Raw genomic sequence first — 19,515 nt, forward strand, 5'->3', positions numbered from 1 at the left:
AGCGCCGTGTGAGTATAGATTTAAGTCAGTTTTTTGAAGTTTTCTTTGAAGAGAGTTTTGAAGGCCTCGATACCATGGAGGCTGAGCTATTAAACTTAGTGCCAGGTGAGGAAGATTTAGAAACTATCAACACTATTTTTAGAGCTGCTCACTCGATTAAAGGAGGCAGTGGAACATTTGGTTTTAGCTCCGTTGCTGATTTTACTCATGTACTTGAAACATTACTAGATCAAATTCGCCAAGGTGAACGTGTGCTTAGCACCGATCATGTAAATTTATTACTCAAAGCTGTGGACTGCTTACGCGGTTTACTTGCTGCACTTCAAGGTGAGCAAGAGCCTGATTTAACCGAGGCAGATTCGTTAAAAGTACAATTTGAACATGTACTTGGAATGAAAAACGAAACACAAGCAAGTAAACCTCAAAGCCAAGAACCGCAAACAGGCAGTAATACCTATCAAATAGACTTTAAACCTCATCATCATTTATTTAAAACAGGAAACGAGCCACTGTATATGATCAGTGAGCTTGAAGAGCTAGGCGAGTTAGAAACCACAGCATTTTACGATGAAGTTCCAGAAATCACCGATTTAAGTAGTGATGAATGCTTTTTACATTGGCGCTTTTTTTTAAGCACTAGCCATGATGAAAAAGCCATAAAAGAAGTATTTGAATGGGTTGAAGACGATGCCGACATAACAATTGAATTATGCGGAGGCTTATTTGGCAATGATGAGCCAATACAACCTAATCAAGGTGAAATATCTAAAGCTGTTGAGCTTGAAGAATCCGATTCAATAAAAGTAGCTGAGTTACCAAGTAAGCCTCAGCAACCGGCTGCTAATAAAGAAAAAAAACCTGCAAGTACACCAGAATCCACCTCCATTCGTGTTGGCATTGATAAAGTGGATTCGTTAATAAATATGGTTGGTGAACTTGTTATTACACAAGCTATGCTAAATCAGCTTAGCGAACAAGAAATCACACCAGCCACAATCACTTTACTACAAGAAGGCCTAGCGCAACTTGCCCATAATACGCGTGATTTACAAGAAAATGTGATGCGCATTCGTATGCTCCCGATAAACTTTGTATTTAGCCGTTTTCCTCGATTAGTGCGAGATATAGCACAAAAGCTAAACAAGCAGGTTGAGCTAAAGTTGATTGGAGAGCAAACCGAGCTTGATAAAACAGTAATGGAAAAAATATCCGACCCTATGGTCCATTTAGTGAGGAACTCACTTGATCATGGATTAGAGACTGTTGAGCAAAGGCTGGCGGCAGGTAAAGATCCCGTTGGCACAGTAACCTTAAATGCATTTCATCAGGGTGGAAACATTGTTATTGAAATAATGGATGATGGGCAGGGGTTAAATACAAAAAAAATAAAAGAAAAAGCCATCGCTAACCAATTAATCCCAGCTGATAACCACCTCAATAACGATGAAATAAATGAGCTTATTTTTATGCCCGGCTTTTCAACAATGGATGAGGTAAGTGATTTATCTGGTCGTGGAGTTGGGATGGATGTAGTTAAGAGAAATATTCAATCTTTAAATGGCTCAGTAGAGGTAACCTCAGAGCCCGGTGTTGGTTCTACGTTTACTATTAGATTACCACTTACTCTCGCTATTTTAGATGGGCAATTAGTTAAGGTGGCTCAGCATACTTATATTATTCCGCTCATTTCTATTGTGGAATCTCTGCAAATTGATATTGCTAAAGTGAGTCGAGTGGGTAAAAACCTTGATGTATTGAGGCTTCGGGACGAATACATTCCTATTTTAAGGCTCTACGATATTTTTAATCATAAAAATGCCATTGAATCACTCGATAAAACGCTACTTGTTGTTGTAGAAACAGATAATCAAAAGGTCGGTTTATTAGTTGATGATTTACTGTCTCAACAACAGGTTGTTATTAAAAGTTTAGAGGCTAACTATCACAAAGTTGATGGCGTATCAGGAGCCACTATTTTAGGCGATGGGCGTGTATCACTGATTGTTGACGTTAGCGGCTTAATAAAGCTCTCAGGTTTAAAAAAACCAGGTAGCCAAGAACTAACGATTGAAACGCAAGCCACTTTGGAGGCGTTATGAGCTCAGAGCAAAGCCAGTTAAGTAATCAATTAAATCTTCAGCAACAGCAAGGTGTAAAACAGTTTTTAACTTTTATTATGGCTGATGAAGAATACGGCGTTGATATTTTAACAGTACAAGAAATTCGCAGTTGGGAAGAAATTACAGTACTGCCCAATGCGCCTGAATTTGTAAAAGGCGTTATTAATTTACGTGGAACAATAGTGCCAATTATTGATTTACGGTTGCGCTTTGGATTACCAAGTGTCGACTATGGTCCATTAACGGTGGTTATCGTTGTCAAAATAGAATTTGAATTAGGTAGTAAAATTATAGGTGTTGCTGTTGATGCCGTCTCTGATGTTTACAGTATTGCAGAGCAGGATGCGAAAGCGGTCCCTAGTTTATCTGAATCGAGTAATTGTGAATATGTAGCGGGGTTGGTGAATGTCGGTGAAAAAATGGTAGCGCTAATTGACCTGCAAAAAACAATGAATATTTAGCAAATAGAAACTAAATGAATAATAAACTTAAAGGTGGTGATGGGCATGGGATGGTTTAGTAATCCAAAGCAGTCAAAATCAAGCAACGATTTAATTGTAGATGCATTAAATAAATCATTAGCGGTGATTGAGTTTGAACCTAACGGTAAGATAATTACTGCAAATATGAACTTTCTAAACGCGATGGGCTATCGTCTTGAAGAGGTTCAAGGCCAGCATCACTCTATGTTTGTGGACCCAGATGAAGCTCAGGGCAACGACTATAAAAACTTTTGGCAACGCTTGCGTAACGGCGAGTTTATCTCAGATGAGTTTAAGCGAAATGCTAAAGGTGGAACTGAGGTATGGATTCAAGCAACTTATAATCCAATTGTTGATGAGCAAGGGCAAGTATTAAAAGTCGTTAAATTTGCCACCGACGTGACTGAACAAAAGTTAATTTCAGCAGAAGCTTCTGGACAAATTAGCGCTATAAGTAAATCCCAAGCGGTTATCGAATTTAATTTAGATGGCACCATTATTGATGCCAATGATAACTTTTTAAATGCGCTAGGCTATCAACTCAGTGAGATTAAAGGTCAGCACCATAGGCTTTTTATTGACCCCGAACATGCAAATAGTATCGAGTATAAAGAGTTTTGGGCCAAACTAGGTCGCGGTGAATTTGATTCAGGGGAATATTTAAGAATAGGGAAACAGGGTCAGGAGGTTTGGATCCAGGCTTCTTATAACCCAATTTATGATATGAACGGTAAGCCGTTTAAAGTGATCAAATATGCATCTGATATTACTGAACAAAAAGAGCTTGAAAAAGCATCTCGCAAAGCAGCCGATTTAGCAAATGCGCTTAAAGTTTGCCAAGCTAATGTAATGATTGCTGATAAAGATCTCAATATAGTATTTGTGAACGACCGTGTTCAGAAAATGCTAAAAGTACGTGAAAAAGAATTACAAACTGTATTACCAAGCTTTTCTGTTGATAATTTAATTGGCACCTGTGTTGATGATTTTCATAAACACCCTAACCATCAGCGAGATTTATTAAAAAATCTCGATAAGCCTCATAAAGCCGAATTACTTTTAGCGGGTGTCACTTTCACCTTGATTGCTTCACCTTGGATTAGTCAAGACGGAAAGCATTTAGGCACTATTGTTGAGTGGGAAGATAGGACCAATGAAGTTGCGCTTGAAAAAGAAATTGCTGAGCTTATTGGTGCTGCAGGTAATGGCGAATTAGATACAAGAGTAGCGGAAGATGGGAAGGAAGGGTTCTTTTTACGTTTGGCTCAAGGGCTAAATAGCTTAGTTGAAATAGTTGATGATGCAGTTGCCGACACTGGCAATATGCTCGATGCGATGGCAAGTGGTGATCTATCAAAACGTATTGAAAAAGAATATAAAGGTTCATTTGATAAGCTTAAACGCGACGCAAATGCTACGGCAGATAAGTTAACGGAAGTGATTAATCGCATAAATTCATCGGCAACGCTAGTAGCCAGTGGTGCAGAAGAAATCTCTCAAGGTAATGCTGATTTAAGCCAACGTACAGAAGAGCAAGCCTCGTCACTTGAAGAAACAGCGTCAAGTATGGAAGAAATGACCAGTACCGTTCGCCAAAATGCTGATAACGCAAAAGTAGCGAACGATCTAGCAGAAGAAACATGTGAAAAAGCGATTCAAGGTGGTGAGGTTGTTAATAGAGCCGTTACGAGCATGTCGGCAATTAATGAGTCGAGCAAGAAAATTGCAGACATTATTGGTGTCATTGATGAAATAGCATTTCAAACTAATTTATTAGCGCTTAATGCTGCAGTAGAAGCTGCAAGAGCGGGTGAACAAGGTCGAGGCTTTGCCGTCGTGGCAGGTGAAGTGCGTAATTTAGCACAGCGCTCTGCAGGTGCAGCTAAAGAGATTAAAGAGTTAATAAGAGATAGCGTAGGCAAAGTAGCCGATGGCTCTCAATTAGTTAATGAGTCGGGCGCTACACTTAAAGAAATTGTTGTGTCGGTGCAAAGAGTGACACAAATGATTTCTGATATTACAGAGGCATCTGAAGAGCAAAGTGCGGGTATAGAGCAAGTTAATAAAGCCATTTCCCAAATGGACGAAATGACGCAACAAAATGCTGCCTTAGTAGAGCAAGCTTCTGCAGCAGGCGAGTCTATGGCTGAGCAAGCTAATGAGATGCGTCGACTACTCAATTTTTTCTCAATAGGCCAGCAAGAGATGGCAATGATTTCGCCGACTATGCACACGCCTAAATTATCTCATAGATCGCAAAGTAACTTTGTGAGTAATAAGCCCAGAGGCGATAACTTTGTAGACTCTGCTGATGAATGGGAAGAGTTTTAATAACCAATCTTCTTAATATACCTCGCTGGATACATAATCACAGCGAGGTGTTATTCGGTAGGCTTAATTGAGAGCGAACAATGAAAGAGTTTTTGTGTACCGAACGCGACTTTAAAGAAATTGCTAACTTAGTTTATGACGCGTGTGGAATTGTATTAGGTGAACATAAGAAAGAGATGGTTTATTCACGCTTAGCAAGACGTATTAGAGAGCGTAAACTAACTGATTTTAAAGCGTATTTAGAGTATTTAAATAACCACAAAGATAAAGAGTTTGATGCCTTCATCAATGCTATAACAACTAACTTAACGTCTTTTTTTCGTGAAATACACCATTTTGAATTTATAAAATCTGAGCTTGTACCAGCTCTTTTAAAGGTAAATAAAGACAGTAAGCGAGTAAGAATTTGGTCTGCAGGTTGCTCAACAGGGGAAGAGCCTTACAGTTTGGCGATGACTTTAAATAATGTATTTCCAAGCAATTGGGATGTAAAAATACTAGCAACCGATTTAGATTCTAATGTATTGGCAAAGGCACAAAAGGGTATTTACACCGCAGCGAATGTTAACGGCTTAGATGGTGTGCAACTTAAGCGTTGGTTTTTAAAAAGTAAAGATGGTGAAAACTATAAAGTTAAAGATAGGCTGAAAGAATCTATTTCATTTAGGCGCTTAAACTTATTGCAAAATTGGCCAATGAAAGGATCATTTGATCTTATTTTATGCCGTAATGTTGTTATTTACTTTGATAAAGAAACAAAAGATCAGCTGTTTAAACGTTACGCCAATATATTAAATGAACAAGGTTATTTGTTTTTAGGTCACTCAGAAAGTATGGGGAAAGAGCATACGCAATTTAAAAATTTAGGGAAAACTATGTACCAAAAGGGACAAGATGCACACAGAGTTTAGGCCGGTATTACCTAACTTTGAACATATTAAACGATATTGGGATTCAGGCAGAGGTAGCGTTGTTGCCAAAGTGCTTCCGGGTGAGTTTTATGTTTCTAAAAATAATGAGCTGATTTCTACTGTTTTGGGCTCGTGTATTGCGGCTTGCGTTTATGATGAAGTGCTAGGAATTGGAGGCATGAATCATTTTATGTTGCCAATTCAAAAAGGGGCAGACCTTAAAAATGCGCATAGTTTAAGTTGTCGGTACGGCAACTGGGCTATGGAGTATCTTATAAATGAAGTTTTAAAAAATGGCGCATCTCGATGCAACCTAAAAGTAAAGCTTTTTGGCGGGGGTAAAATTATTAGTGCGATGACGGATATAGGGCTAGGTAATATTAGTTTTGCAGCGGCGTATATTAAAGAAGAGGCATTAAATCTAGTTGCCCACGATATGGGTGGACCATGGCCGCGGAAAATATTTTTTCATCCGAATACCGGTAAAGTTCATATGAAAAAGCTTAAAAACCTACACAACAATACGATTGAAAAACGCGAAGTCCGTTATTTACAAAATCTTAAAAAGCAAGAAGTAGTGACTGATATAGAGCTGTTTTAGGAGTATGCATGATTAAAGTATTAATAATTGATGACTCTCCTTTAATAAGGCGTTTACTCACTGAAATATTACAACAAGCTGAAGATATTACAGTCGTGGGTAGCGCTGAGGATCCCTACGAAGCTCGTGAAATGATAAAAAAGCTCAGTCCTGATGTATTAACGCTCGACGTCGAAATGCCAAAAATGGATGGTATTAGTTTTTTAAAAAACTTAATGCGATTGAGGCCAATGCCAGTAGTGATGATTTCAACACTAACTCAAAAAGGCTCTCCTATCACATTAGAAGCACTCGAATTAGGGGCTGTTGATTTTATAGCTAAGCCGACTAACAACGTAAGAGAGCAATTGAGCCAATATGCATCACTTGTCCAGCAAAAGGTGCGAATAGCTGCTGGAGCAAGAGTAAGAAGCTATAAAAAAGTAGCCATCACAAATGAGCCTATTAATACTCATTTTCAGTTTTTGCTTAATAAAGTAATTGCGATAGGTGCTTCAACGGGTGGAACTGAGGCTATAAAAGAAGTACTTATTAAAATGCCACCAAATTGCCCGCCCATTGTAATTACTCAGCATATCCCTCCTGTGTTTAGCGCTTCATTTGCTGAGCGAATGAATCGTACATGCGCGATAAATGTGAAAGAGGCTGAACATGGAGATAAGCTTAGCGCGGGCTGGGCTTATATAGCACCAGGTGGTTTTCATTTAAGTATTAAAAAACGGGGTGTTAGCCTGTATTGCCAGCTTGATGATGGCGAGCCGGTCAACAGACATAAACCCGCGGTAGACGTGTTGTTTAACTCATTAGTAGAGACTGGGGCTAAAAATGTAGTTGCAGCAATATTAACTGGAATGGGGAGTGATGGCGCAAAAGGGCTACTTGCACTAAAACAAAACGGTGCGTATACCCTAGCTCAAGATGAGTACTCATCGGTGGTATGGGGGATGCCTAAAGCTGCCGCTGAGCTAAATGCGGCAGACGAAATAGTTGCGCTGGATAAAATAACCCAGCGGCTTTTACATCAGGCCGTTAAGGTTTAGGCGCTTCGATTACCCAAGGCTGTGAAAACCAAAAATAATCACTAGGACTTGAAATAGAAGGGGCAGTACAGTTAAAGCGAGAGCGCCCTTCATTAAGTACTTTTGGTGAGGTTATTTCAACTGTATTTTTATTTATCCATTTTAAATCAGCTTGTCCTACGCTTGATACGTAACAGGCAAATTGACTCTTATGGAAATCACCCATATTAAATTCAATTGTGAGCGCGGGTGGATTTTGTTGTGTAACGCTATCTTGATAAGTTAAATTGGTGATATTAAACGCGCGTGAGTTAAGCTTAGTAATAAGAGTTTCTAGTTTGCTGTAAAAGCCTGATGCAGGAAAACGTGGTAAGCGGCTAAAATTAGAATCTTTATTTACAGCGCCGGAGTGCTGACCGATACCCACAAAACCAAGCTCTGTCACAAGTGCTTGCAGCTCGTTATTAAACTCACCATACGGGTATGCTAAGTATTTATAGTCGTGGCCTATTTCTTCTTTTATACGCTTTTGAGAGCTAAGAATATCTTGCTTAATACGTGATTGCCATTGCGCATCAGTTTCGTTTTCAAGCTTAAGGTGTAAGTAATCATGTTGTCCGCTATGATTGGCTATTAATGCCCCTTTTTTAGATAATTCTTTGAGCTTATCCCACCCCATTACGTAACTCATGCCTTCGTCTATTAATTTAGGATTTACAAAGATAGTGTACGGGTAGCCAAACTTTTCTAAAATAGGTGCAGCTTGTTCATAGTTATTGTTATAACCGTCATCAAAGGTGATAGCGACAGTTTTATCAGGTAAGGTTTCACCTTGCTGAAGCGCGCTTATTAACTCATTAAGAGGAATAACGTTAAAGTTGTGCTCTTTTAAATAGCTTAAATGTTTAGTAAAAGTATTCGCGCTAACGCTCGTTACAGCAGGCAGGGTTTCACTAACATGATGATACTGTAAAATAACGGCTGCTTGAGCCCGCACAGATATACTAATGAGGATAAATAATACTAAATGAAACAATTTCTTATACATAATAAGGCACACCATAAAAGCTTGCTGTTGTTAGCGGGTCCGATGATACTATCAAATATCACAGTGCCGTTGTTAGGAATTGTTGATACTGCTGTAATTGGGCACTTAGGAAGCGCTCATTACTTAGCGGGTATTGCCCTTGGCTCTGCAGTTATATCTATTTTATTTTGGCTTGCTGGTTTTTTAAGAATGAGCACCACGGGACTCGTGGCACAAGCGTACGGAAAAAACGATTTAACCCAACTTGCCGCTTTACTTAAACGAAGCCTATTACTTGCAAGCGCAGTGGCTGTGCTATTAATTGTGTTATCCCCATTAATAAAGCACGCTATTGCTTATCTCTCCGCCGCCAATGGCGATGTACTCGCCCAAGCGTATCAGTATTTTAGCATTCGTATTTTTAGTGCTCCAGCAGCATTGTGTAATTTAGTGTTACTGGGTTGGATGCTTGGTGTGCATTATGGTCGAGGTCCATTTTATTTATTACTCGTCACTAATATCGTTAATATAGTGCTCGATATTTGTTTTGTGGTTTATTTAGATTGGGCAGTTGCAGGCGCTGCGTGGGCTTCACTTATTGCTGATTATACGGCTTTAGTATTTGCACTGTTTTTAGTGGTTAAATTAGCTAAAAAGCAAGGTATTGAACTAAATGTACCGAATTGGCTGAGTATTAGCAAAATGGCTGAATTATTGAGTTTGAATAGAGATATATTTATTCGCTCTTTGATACTGCAATTATGTTTTAGTTTTATGACATTCTACGCAGCGCGAATTGGCGAAACTACACTCGCCGCTAATGCTGTTTTACTTAACTTTCTAATGTTGGTGAGTTTTGCTCTTGATGGCGTTGCTTACGCATCTGAGGCAAAAGTAGGGCAAGCTAAAGGCCAAGGAAGTGTTAAAAATATAGAACTATGGGTTAAAATAAGTGTATTTTGGGGCATGCTTTTTGGCGTGTTATATAGCGCTTTTTTTGCATTATTTGGCAGCACTATAATAAAGCTTTTAACCAATGTGCCAGAGGTTATTCAAGAGGCAACTCACTATTTGCCATGGCTAATAGTATTGCCTATTTTGGCCATGAGTTGCTTTTTGTTTGATGGTGTTTTTGTTGGACTCACAAGAGCAAAGAACATGCGTAACAGTATGATACTTTCCGCTGGAGTTGGTTTTTTTGGTGTGTTTTGGGTGTTTATAGACTGGGAAAATAATGGGTTATGGCTGGCTATGAGCTGCTTTATGTTAATGCGCGGGGTTACATTAATCATTAAATATTACCACTTAAAAATAAATAATCAGCTATTAGATTAAATAAATGAATGGTTTATTTCCAGAGATCGGGGTCGTGGTGTTTAGGGCCCATATCTTTTAAAACTTGTGAAAAACGATTAGCAAAAATACCGCAGTAGCCCCAACCGGCAAAAAATAATGCGGGGAGTAAAATTATAACGCCAATTATTTGTAAGCTGTAGTGAGTGTAATACCCAATAGATATGAATATCACGGCTAGCACAAACAGTGCTAAGCCGCGAAAAAAGCGCTTTAAGCTCAGCTTAGGGTTGCTCCCTAAGCGATAGATAAGCTGCTTTAGCATTTAAAAGGCCTAATAGTAAGAGTGATCGCCCGCTTCGTGCTCTGTTATATCAGCAACACCGGTGATTTCTTCAAACTTAGCTATCATTTCTTTTTCAATGCCTTCTTTTAGCGTTACATCGATCATAGAACAACCGTTACAACCACCACCAAACTGAAGTATAGCTATACCTGCAGCTGTAATTTCAACAAGGCTTACTTGACCACCGTGGTTAGCAAGTTGTGGATTTACTTCGGTTTCTAGCATGTGCTGTACACGTTCGTTTAACGATGCATCATCACCTATTTTACGCGCCTTTGCATTTGGTGCTTTTAGCGTTAACTGAGTACCCATTTTGTCGGTAACAAAATCGATTTCAGCTTCTTCTAAAAATGGAGCACTTTCTGCATCTACAACGGCATCAAAACCGTTAAAGTTTAAGCGAATATCGCTCGCTTCTACAGCGTCTTCTGGACAATAAGACACACCACATTCCGCTTGTGATGAACCAGGGTTTACAACAAACACACGAATATTGGTTTGTTGTGATTGATCTGCTAATAGTTTAGCAAAATGCGCTTGCGCTGTTTCGGAAATAGAAATCATAAAACCATCTATACTTGACTAAATTACTCGGATACTGCGTATCATACTCCGCTCATCGTGTTGCGGCTAGTGTTGAGCGTAAAAAGTTGGCATCTATTTTAAGCAATGGTAGCGTGCAAACAACGAACATTTTTTGAGTGATTTATATGCGTTTGGTATTAACATTAATGGTGGTGTTGCTTAGCTTTTCAAGTGTAGCTAAGCCACTTTCGTATTATTTTGAACAAGATGTAAAATTTGACCCTTCAATTCCTACTCCTGAGCAAGTACTCGGTTACGAAGTAGGAGAGTGGCACGTGAGACACGATCAGCTCGTACGTTATATGGAAATACTTGCTGATAAAAGCGACCGTATAAATTTTGAGGTGATTGGCCGCACGCATGAACAACGCCCGTTAGTAATGCTTACAATTACTGCTGCTGATAAGTTATTCAACATAGAGCAGACAAGGCAAGCTCACTTAGCACGCTTAAGTAATAACAGTGGCAAGGCACAAGACGATCCTGCCGTTGTATGGATGGGTTATAGCGTTCATGGTAATGAATCATCGGGTAGTAACGCTTCATTGCTGGTGGCTTATTACTTAGCAGCAGCGCAAGGCGATGAAGTTGATGAGTTATTAAACAACACTGTTATTTTACTTGACCCTTCACTTAATCCTGATGGGCTCGCTCGTTTTGCTAATTGGGCCAACAGTAACCGAGGCATGAACTTATCAAGTGACCCTAAAACCCGTGAGCATGTTGAAAACTGGCCAAGTAGCCGTACTAACCATTACTGGTTTGATTTAAATCGTGACTGGTTATTACTACAACATCCTGAATCGCGCGCGCGTATTGCCAAATTTCATCAGTGGAAACCAAATGTCTTAACCGATTTTCATGAAATGGGGCCTAATAGCAGTTACTTTTTTCAACCAGGTATTCCAAGCCGTAAACACCCAATAACACCGGATGAAAATGTAACTTTAACCAAAGCGATTGCTAACTATCACGCAAAAACGTTAGATAAAAACAACGCACTGTACTTTACCGAAGAAAGCTTTGATGACTTCTATTACGGTAAAGGTTCAACCTATCCTGATGTAAATGGTGGTGTCGGTATTTTATTTGAGCAAGCCAGCTCTCGCGGGCATGTGCAAGAAACCATAAACGGTACACTGACTTTTCCTTTTACTATTAAAAATCAGTTATTAACGAGCTTATCAACCTTTAAGGCGGCTGTTGATAACCGAACTGCGTTACTTGATTACCAAGCTAAGTTTTATAATCAGGCAGCTGATTTAGCCAGTGATGAAAGCTTTGAAGGCTATGTTGTTGAAGGTGCAAGCGACAACACCCGTATTGAGCATTTTTTAGAATTGTTACAGCAGCATCAAATTAACGCTTACCCACTTACTAAATCATTAAAAGCAGATGGTAAGAATTTCAGTACGCATAGCTACTTTGTACCATTAGCGCAGCCACAATACCGTTTGGTAAAAGCGGTTTTTAGTGAGCAAAAAAACTTTACTGATAATACTTTTTACGATGTATCAGGCTGGACATTAGCGCATGCGTTTAATCTGCCATTTTCTAAAGTTAAAAGTAGTTGGGGATTAAAGGTTGCTGATAAAGCATGGGAAAAAGTAGCAACCCCATCATTTTCTTCACTCACCGAGGGTTACGCATTTGGTTTTTCGTGGGATGATTATTTAGCACCTAAATTGTTAAATAGCCTATTACAGCAAGGTATAAAAGCACGTGTAGCACTAAAAGCGTTAACGGCTAAATCAACATCAGGAGAAATTAATTTTAAACCTGGAAGTATTATTATACCGGCAGGACTACAAACAAATACAGATTGGATTACCTTGCTAAATAAAGCACAAAATGAGTTTGGTATTGCAATTAAACCAATTACCTCAGGCTTAACAAGCAAAGGAGCTGATTTAGGGTCGCGATCAATGGCGGTTGTTAATGCTCCAAAAGNAAGCCAGTACGAAGTCGGCGAGGTATGGTATTACCTAGATCGTTTTGTAGGTGTTGCACCAACAATTGTTGAAATGAACCGCTTAAGCTCACTCGAATTAAGTGACTACAGCCATATTGTGCTTGCTCATGGCAATTACAATAGCTTATCTGATACCGACAAAGTGGCTATCAAAAGCTGGGTAAGAAAAGGCGGCGTTATTTGGGGTCACAAAGGCGGCGCTAAATTTTTAGCAGATCAGCAATTACTCAAAGCAAGCTACCTATCACGACAAGATGTAGCGAGTGCATTTAAAACGACAGGTTTAAGTTATGGTGATAAAGATCATTTAGCAGGGCGTCAGCGCATTGCAGGTGCCATTTTTAATACTAATGTAGATTTAACTCATCCGCTTACATTTTCACTTAAGCGCAATACATTGCCTGTATTCAAAAACAGTACTTGGTTACTAGAAGCTTCCGATGCACCGTTTGTAAATGTGCTTACCTACACTAAAAATCCATTATTGGCAGGCTTTACCGATGCTGTTAATGTTGAACAAGTTGCTGGTGGTGCGGGCTTAATTGCACACTCGTACGGACGAGGTACAGTAATCGGCATGACCGACGATCCTGTATTTAGAGGTTACTGGTATGGGACTAGTCGACTACTAAGCAATGCTTTATTTTTTGGTCATACGTTTCGTGCAAATGGCGAATAATACCAATTTGCATAATTAAGTGATCTACTTTGAGGATGGAAAAACGTGTTGATAGCTAGGCAAAAAGTTCGCTATTTAGTTGGTCTCGGCAATTGCTCCTGCATTGCTCTACCCTCTGCATCCATGCAGTCGTAAATGAGAATTTTTTTAACGCCGGTAGCGGTACGTTTAGCCCAACAAAATGATTAAGTATTATTGCGGATTGGTATAATACTTTTTAATAATTAAATAGGCGTTAAGCAAGTTGTAAAAGCCCACACTTGTTTAGCGCCTGCTTGTTTTAGTGCACTAGTAGCTGCGTTTAATGTTGCCCCTGTCGTCATCACATCATCAACAATAGCGACTGTTTTATCGCCCATATCCTCTGTACAAATAAAGGCATTTTTTAAGTTTTTAATACGCTTTGCTTTAGATAGCTCCGACTGGGCTTGTGTTTTTTTATTGCGAATAAGTACGTTATTCAGTGGCGCGTAATTAGCTAAACATGGTTGCCAAACTTGGCTTACTTGATTAAACCCGCGAGTAATGAATCGGCTTTTATGAAGAGGTAAAATAATAAAGGTATCGGGCAAGGTAGGGCTTTGCTCAAAAAACTGCGCTAATTGCTTTTTAATAGTTTGCTGTAATGCTTTTTTATAATGAATTTGGTTACTAAATTTTAGCCGTTTAAGCCAATGCTCAAAGGGCGGTTGATAAAAAGCGCAGGCAAATAACTTATCAAACTCGCAATTAGGAAACATCTCAACAATATCGGGTCGGTGCAGTAAATTATTATGCTTACTAAAATCAAATAACGGTAAATCTTCAAGGCAATAATCACACAACCCTAAATTAGCTGTAATCGGGCTTTGACATTGCACGCAATAAGAGGGAAATAACCAATTTAAAACAGCTTGTTTCATTGATTCACTCCGTGCATTACAACCACCTATTTAAACGTTATGATAAGCCTAAGTTTGGTAAAGGTTAGGCAAATATGCAAAATGAGTTAGTGTTATTACATGGTTGGGGAATGAATCAGGGCGTATGGCAGTTAGTACAGCCAGAACTTGAGTCTTTATATTCAGGAAATGTACGTAGCCTTGACCTACCGGGATTTGGTAATAGCCTTGTTTGCCCAAGCCCTTATACTTTGCATGATGCAGCAGTAATTTTAAGTGAGCAGTTAAAGCCTAAATCTATTTTAATGGGATGGTCGTTAGGTGGTTTATTTGCACTGTATATTGCAAAGCATTGGCCCGAAAAAGTGTCAAAAGTAATTTTAATTGCTTCCACCCCTTTTTTTGCAGAATGTGACAATTGGCCCGGAATAAAAGCAAAAGTACTTACCCAATTTAAAGAACAATTAGTCAATCACAGAGAAAAAACCATAGATCGCTTTTTAGCTATTCAAGCAATGGGTAGCGAGTCGGCACGTGATGATATAAAGCAACTTAAACAATTATTAAACCAATATAGTGCACCAAAAATCGAAGCGCTGAGTACTGGCTTAGATATTTTACAAAACGACGATTTACGTGATTTATTTGCTCATTGCCCAGTACCTATCAAAGGAGTATTTGGTCGACTTGATGCCTTAGTGCCTTATAAAGCAATTAGTGAAATGTCAGTACTAAATACTGAGTTTGAATACGAAGTACTAGATAAAGCGTCGCACGCACCATTTATTTCTCATAAAAGTGAGTTTTTATCTGTCGTTAAATCAATGCTTTAAAATAGAGCTAAGAATAGCGCTGTTTAAAGCTTTATTTTGAGCAGAACCTGAGCGATAATTAAACAATGTTTATTTGGTGGAGATTTTAATATGCCAATCGGATCTGTATTTAACAGTGGTGTAGAAGGGTTTAATCGCGCTAGCCAAGGTATTGAAAAAGCCAGTGCTGAGATTAACCGTGCCAGTATAGAACAGCAAGATGATGCACAATTAGCGCAGCAACGTCAGCTTAGCGCAGCACGCCCTGAAGAAGCTGTTACTGCACCAGTAGCACAACCAGCTCGTGTTGATGAAGCGCTTGTTAACTTAAAAGTTGAAGAGTTTAATGCTAAGGCAAACACGCAATCAATTCAAACGGCCGATGATGTACTTGGCACGTTAATCGATATTAAAGTTTAGTAATAATGAATATTGTCACGCCATTTCCGTCTATCAATATAAACACAGCAAATGTTTATACGGAAACTGCACGGCGTGACAACCAACTACGCGAAGTTATTCCTGCTCCCGCATCTAGTAGCGCAAGCAATACAGAAACCAAAGCGCAAAGTGATGCTGAAAAAGCCAAACTTCCAGGCAATAATAGTGATGTATCTACTTATGATGCTACCGGTAAACTAGCTGACGATAAAGCAATTGAGCAGCGTGAGGGCAACTCAGAAAATTCAGAGAGTGCCGAGCAAGATGCCGAACAAGAAGCGTCTCAACAAGAAACTGAGCAAGAAGAGCAACAGCTCGAACAAGAACAACAGCAAATTAAAGAACTTAAAGCCCGTGATACAGAAGTACGTGTACACGAACAAGCTCATGCTGCTGTTGGCGGGCAACATGCAGGATCGCCTAGCTATGGTTATGAACGCGGTCCAGATGGCACCAACTATGCCGTAAGTGGTGAGGTACAAATTGATGTATCTGAAGTCCCCAATGATCCGCAAGCCACCATCGATAAGATGCAAACCGTGCGGGCTGCCGCATTAGCGCCTGCAGAACCATCGGGAGCTGATAGATCAATAGCAGNAGCTGATGCAACACAAAAAATGGCAGCTGCTCAAGCTGAACTTGCGATGCCAGAAGAAGAGCAAAACGAAGACGATGAGCAAAGTAATAAGCTTTCAGCCAATGAAACCAGCACTGCAGAATCAGAAAGCGACACGAATACAGAGCAATCTCGCGATGCCGATGTGGAAGCTCGAGCTGGGCGCATTGCCAATTTTTATCAAATGACGAGTTCACCACAAAGTGAAAGTGGCTTTTCGGCGTATAGTTAATAACTTCGCAAAATGAACACAAAAAAACCGCTTACGCGGTTTTTTTCGTTTTAGCTTAGCTGTACAAGTATTATTTTTTCACTTTAGCATTAGCGAACGCATCGGCAAATGCATTACCCATTAACGCATTACCGTTGTCACGTTTAGGCTTTGCAGCACGAGGTTGTGGATTATTAGCACGTGCTTGTGGTTTTTGCGTAGCTGGAGCTGCTGACTTATTACTTGTATCAATATCGTCATCTAAACGCATAGTAAAGCTTATGCGTTTACGTGCAGCGTCTACTTCAACTACTTTCACTTTTACAATATCGCCCGCTTTTACTACTTCGCGTGGGTCTGATATAAATTTATTCGTGATTGCTGAAATATGCACTAAACCATCTTGGTGAACACCTACATCAACAAATGCACCAAAGTTAGCAACGTTTGAAACCACGCCTTCTAAAATCATACCTGGTTTTAGGTCGCTAATTTTTTCAACGCCAGCTTTAAACTCAGCTGTTTTAAATTCAGGACGCGGATCGCGACCTGGTTTATCAAGCTCAGTAATAATGTCGGTAACGGTTGGTAAGCCAAATTTTTCGTCAGTGTAATCGTTAGCAGCAAGTTTAGTTAAAAAGTCGCTGTTACCAATTAGATTACTGACATCTACGCTATTGCGTTCACAAATACGTTTAACAACAGGATAAGCTTCAGGGTGAACTGATGAGTTATCTAGTGGATCGCTACCATTGTTAATACGTAAAAACCCAGCCGCTTGTTCAAATGCTTTTGGACCTAAACGCTCAACCTTTTTAAGCTCACTACGTTTAGTAAAAGTGCCGTTAGCATCGCGATAATTAACGATATTTTGCGCTAATGTTTTGTTCAAACCAGATACGCGTGTAAGTAGCGGTACCGATGCCATGTTTAAATCTACACCTACTGAGTTTACACAGTCTTCAACTACTGAAATAAGGCTTTGGCCTAATTGGCTTTGCGATACATCGTGTTGGTATTGGCCAACACCAATTGATTTTGGCTCAATTTTAACAAGTTCAGCAAGTGGATCTTGAAGGCGGCGCGCAATAGAGACAGCCCCTCGTATAGAAACATCTAAATCTGGAAATTCATTAGCTGCAAATTCAGAAGCTGAGTAAACCGATGCGCCGGCTTCGCTAACCATAATTTTACTAAGTTTAAGTTCGCTGTTTGCTTTCATAAGCTCAGCAACCAACTTATCTGATTCGCGTGATGCAGTACCGTTACCAATCGCAATTAGCTCAACTTTATGCTGACGACAAAGTTGCTCTAACGTACGCACTGATTTATCCCAATGATTTTGTGGAGCATGAGGGAAAATAGTTTGTGTAGCTAGTAATTTACCTGTGCTATCAACAACGGCAATCTTACAGCCAGTACGAAGGCCTGGATCAAGACCTAAAGTAGTACGAGGGCCGGCAGGTGCTGCCATTAATAAATCTTTTAAGTTTTTGGCAAATACGTCGATTGCACCAGCTTCTGCTTTTTCGCGCATTGCTGCAAAAAATTCATTCTCTAGGTGCAACCCTAACTTAATTTTCCACGCCCATTGCACAACATTTAATAACCAAGGACTTGCCGCTTTATATTTAATATCTAAACGGTAATGCTCCGCAATCATGTTGGCACATAGTTGCGCTGAATTTTCAGCGCTAGGCTCTGGGTTAACATTTAACTGAAGTACACCTTCATTTCGGGCTCTAAGCATAGCAAGCGCACGGTGAGAAGGTACTTTTTTGAGAAGTTCTTGATGCTCAAAGTAATCACGGTATTTTGCACCAGCTTGCTCTTGGCCTTTAATTACGGTGCTTTCAATTGCACCGTTTTGGCTTATGTGACTTCTAAATTTAGCAAGTAATTTTGCGTCTTCAGCAAAGCGCTCCATTAAGATAAATTTAGCGCCTTCAAGTACCGCTTTTGTATCTGCAAAGCCTTTTTCAGCACTTACAAATTGCTCGGCTTGTTGCTCTGGGTCAAGGTTAGCATCTTTAAATAGTGCATCTGCAAGAGGCTCTAAACCAGCTTCAATTGCTATTTGGCCTTTAGTACGGCGCTTAGCTTTATAAGGTAGGTATAAATCTTCAAGTTCAGTTTTACTTTGTGCATTAGTTATATCGGCACTTAGCTCTGGCGTTAATTTATTTTGCGATTCGATGGTCGATAAAATAAAACTACGGCGTTCTTCTAGTTCACGTAAGTACGATAGACGTTGTTCTAAAAGGCGTAATTGGGTGTCGTCTAGGCCACCGGTAACTTCTTTTCTGTAGCGGGCAATAAAAGGAACAGTTGCGCCTTCATCAAGTAATTTTGTAGCTGCAACAACCTGTTGCTGCTGTGCGTTTAACTCACCGGCTAAACGTGCAGAGATATCGCTCATGCAAAAACCTTTTTATACAATAAAATAAGACCAGAAGCGTGTTACTGGCGCCGTTAATTGCTTGAATAATATCACAGGAGGTAGTAATAAAAAGCTCTTAAAGCAAGCTATTTCACTTGCTTTAAGATGGTTGGGAAGGGAGTAAATCAATTCAACTAAAAGAGCGCCCTAGTGAGGGTGCTCAATGTTTTCTAATACTTCACTGAAAGAGTGAGCAATAGGGCTAATATGCAGTGGAATATGTAATGTTTTAGCTATTTGGCGAGCTGAAATTAGACCACAAATTTCGCTACTTGCTGTTGTAACTAATAAAAACATTGTGCCCTGATGCTCCATCGTTTGCAGCGCATCACCAATGCATGCATAGCTTAAGCTTTGCATGCTTACACCTGTAAGACGGTTAACTGGTGTCATAATATCGCGCAAGCTTACTTCGCTTCGTTGCATATTTAAGCGCTCTGCAATAATAGTAATTTTAGAGCTTTGTAAATCGGCGCTAGAAACTAGGCCAATTAATTTTTGGTTCTCGTCGGTTACTAAAACAAAATCAGATTGTTGTGCACTAACTTGTTTAAGTGCATCTGTAATCGTTGTTGTATGTTCTGCACGAATAGGCGTTTTTTGAGTAAAGTTATTTACCATTTTTAGCGCTGGAGATGATAAATCAATCAATGGTTGGTCATCTGCAAATGTGCTTGCTATAACGCCGTGAGAAACATTCTGAGTACGCAATTCTTTAAAGTTAGACATAGTAGTCACCTTAGTAGTT

Annotated in this window: 17 protein-coding genes; 11 read left to right on the forward strand and 6 right to left on the reverse strand. The window is 39.6% G+C overall.

All coding sequences use genetic code 11. From position 1 onward, the window contains the following. Positions 1-8 precede the first annotated feature (8 nt). From L656_RS0113840 to L656_RS0113865, 6 genes are all read left to right on the forward strand, one after another. Positions 9-2,099: a chemotaxis protein CheA gene (locus L656_RS0113840; RefSeq protein ID WP_024599649.1), complete on the forward strand. Its 2,091-nt coding sequence runs from the start codon at positions 9-11 to the stop codon at positions 2,097-2,099. Then, the gene (locus L656_RS0113845) at positions 2,096-2,581 is read left to right on the forward strand and encodes a chemotaxis protein CheW (protein ID WP_024599650.1); all 486 of its coding nucleotides are present in this window, start codon (positions 2,096-2,098) and stop codon (positions 2,579-2,581) included. The genes L656_RS0113840 and L656_RS0113845 overlap by 4 nt, the downstream gene beginning before the upstream one ends. A gap of 45 nt (positions 2,582-2,626) precedes the next feature. Then, positions 2,627-4,933 (forward strand): methyl-accepting chemotaxis protein, encoded by a 2,307-nt coding sequence (locus L656_RS0113850; RefSeq protein ID WP_024599651.1) that lies wholly within the window; start codon positions 2,627-2,629, stop codon positions 4,931-4,933. An 80-nt stretch (positions 4,934-5,013) separates the two neighbouring features. After that, entirely contained in the window at positions 5,014-5,844 is an 831-nt protein-coding gene (locus L656_RS0113855; RefSeq protein WP_024599652.1) for a CheR family methyltransferase, read from the forward strand. Beyond that, positions 5,828-6,445 (forward strand): chemoreceptor glutamine deamidase CheD, encoded by a 618-nt coding sequence (gene cheD / locus L656_RS0113860; protein WP_024599653.1) that lies wholly within the window; start codon positions 5,828-5,830, stop codon positions 6,443-6,445. The genes L656_RS0113855 and cheD overlap by 17 nt, the downstream gene beginning before the upstream one ends. 8 nt (positions 6,446-6,453) lie before the next feature. Next, positions 6,454-7,485, forward strand: coding sequence for a protein-glutamate methylesterase/protein-glutamine glutaminase (locus L656_RS0113865; protein ID WP_024599654.1), 1,032 nt, complete (start codon positions 6,454-6,456; stop codon positions 7,483-7,485). On the opposite strand, the gene L656_RS0113870 is transcribed toward L656_RS0113865, so the two are convergent. Then, complete coding sequence (locus L656_RS0113870; protein WP_024599655.1) at positions 7,475-8,512, reverse strand: polysaccharide deacetylase family protein; 1,038 nt, start codon at positions 8,510-8,512, stop codon at positions 7,475-7,477. The two genes, L656_RS0113865 and L656_RS0113870, sit on opposite strands and share 11 nt — an antisense overlap. A gap of 42 nt (positions 8,513-8,554) precedes the next feature. On the opposite strand from L656_RS0113870, the gene L656_RS0113875 reads away from it, so the two are divergent. Next, positions 8,555-9,826, forward strand: a complete 1,272-nt coding sequence (locus tag L656_RS0113875) for an MATE family efflux transporter (protein ID WP_024599656.1) — start codon at positions 8,555-8,557, stop codon at positions 9,824-9,826. A gap of 13 nt (positions 9,827-9,839) precedes the next feature. Here L656_RS0113875 and L656_RS0113880 read toward each other — a convergent pair whose 3' ends face one another. Both L656_RS0113880 and nfuA read right to left on the reverse strand, forming a co-directional pair. Continuing rightward, positions 9,840-10,109, reverse strand: coding sequence for a hypothetical protein (locus tag L656_RS0113880; protein ID WP_002959572.1), 270 nt, complete (start codon positions 10,107-10,109; stop codon positions 9,840-9,842). Positions 10,110-10,118: 9 nt separating this feature from the next. Further along, entirely contained in the window at positions 10,119-10,694 is a 576-nt protein-coding gene (nfuA, locus tag L656_RS0113885) for a Fe-S biogenesis protein NfuA (protein WP_002959571.1), read from the reverse strand. A gap of 146 nt (positions 10,695-10,840) precedes the next feature. On the opposite strand from nfuA, the gene L656_RS0113890 reads away from it, so the two are divergent. Further along, positions 10,841-13,366, forward strand: a complete 2,526-nt coding sequence (locus tag L656_RS0113890; RefSeq protein ID WP_024599657.1) for a M14 metallopeptidase family protein — start codon at positions 10,841-10,843, stop codon at positions 13,364-13,366. A 224-nt stretch (positions 13,367-13,590) separates the two neighbouring features. On the opposite strand, the gene L656_RS0113895 is transcribed toward L656_RS0113890, so the two are convergent. After that, positions 13,591-14,268, reverse strand: a complete 678-nt coding sequence (locus L656_RS0113895) for a ComF family protein (protein WP_024599658.1) — start codon at positions 14,266-14,268, stop codon at positions 13,591-13,593. 74 nt (positions 14,269-14,342) lie between these two features. Between L656_RS0113895 and bioH the strand changes: the two genes are divergently transcribed. The 3 genes from bioH to L656_RS0113910 all read left to right on the forward strand — a co-directional run bounded on the left by bioH (position 14,343) and on the right by L656_RS0113910 (position 16,348). Next, positions 14,343-15,080, forward strand: a complete 738-nt coding sequence (gene bioH, locus L656_RS0113900; protein ID WP_024599659.1) for a pimeloyl-ACP methyl ester esterase BioH — start codon at positions 14,343-14,345, stop codon at positions 15,078-15,080. Positions 15,081-15,170: 90 nt separating this feature from the next. Beyond that, positions 15,171-15,479 (forward strand): hypothetical protein, encoded by a 309-nt coding sequence (locus L656_RS0113905; RefSeq protein WP_024599660.1) that lies wholly within the window; start codon positions 15,171-15,173, stop codon positions 15,477-15,479. 5 nt (positions 15,480-15,484) lie between these two features. After that, entirely contained in the window at positions 15,485-16,348 is an 864-nt protein-coding gene (locus L656_RS0113910; protein ID WP_024599661.1) for a putative metalloprotease CJM1_0395 family protein, read from the forward strand. Between the two features lie 70 nt (positions 16,349-16,418). On the opposite strand, the gene L656_RS0113915 is transcribed toward L656_RS0113910, so the two are convergent. Further along, positions 16,419-18,746, reverse strand: coding sequence for a Tex family protein (locus L656_RS0113915; RefSeq protein ID WP_024599662.1), 2,328 nt, complete (start codon positions 18,744-18,746; stop codon positions 16,419-16,421). 168 nt (positions 18,747-18,914) lie between these two features. Further along, on the reverse strand, positions 18,915-19,496 hold the full coding sequence (locus tag L656_RS0113920) for a CBS domain-containing protein (protein ID WP_024599663.1): 582 nt from the start codon (positions 19,494-19,496) through the stop codon (positions 18,915-18,917). Positions 19,497-19,515: the final 19 nt, after the last annotated feature.

The organism is Pseudoalteromonas sp. TAE56 (assembly GCF_000497955.1).
Taxonomy (GTDB): domain Bacteria; phylum Pseudomonadota; class Gammaproteobacteria; order Enterobacterales; family Alteromonadaceae; genus Pseudoalteromonas.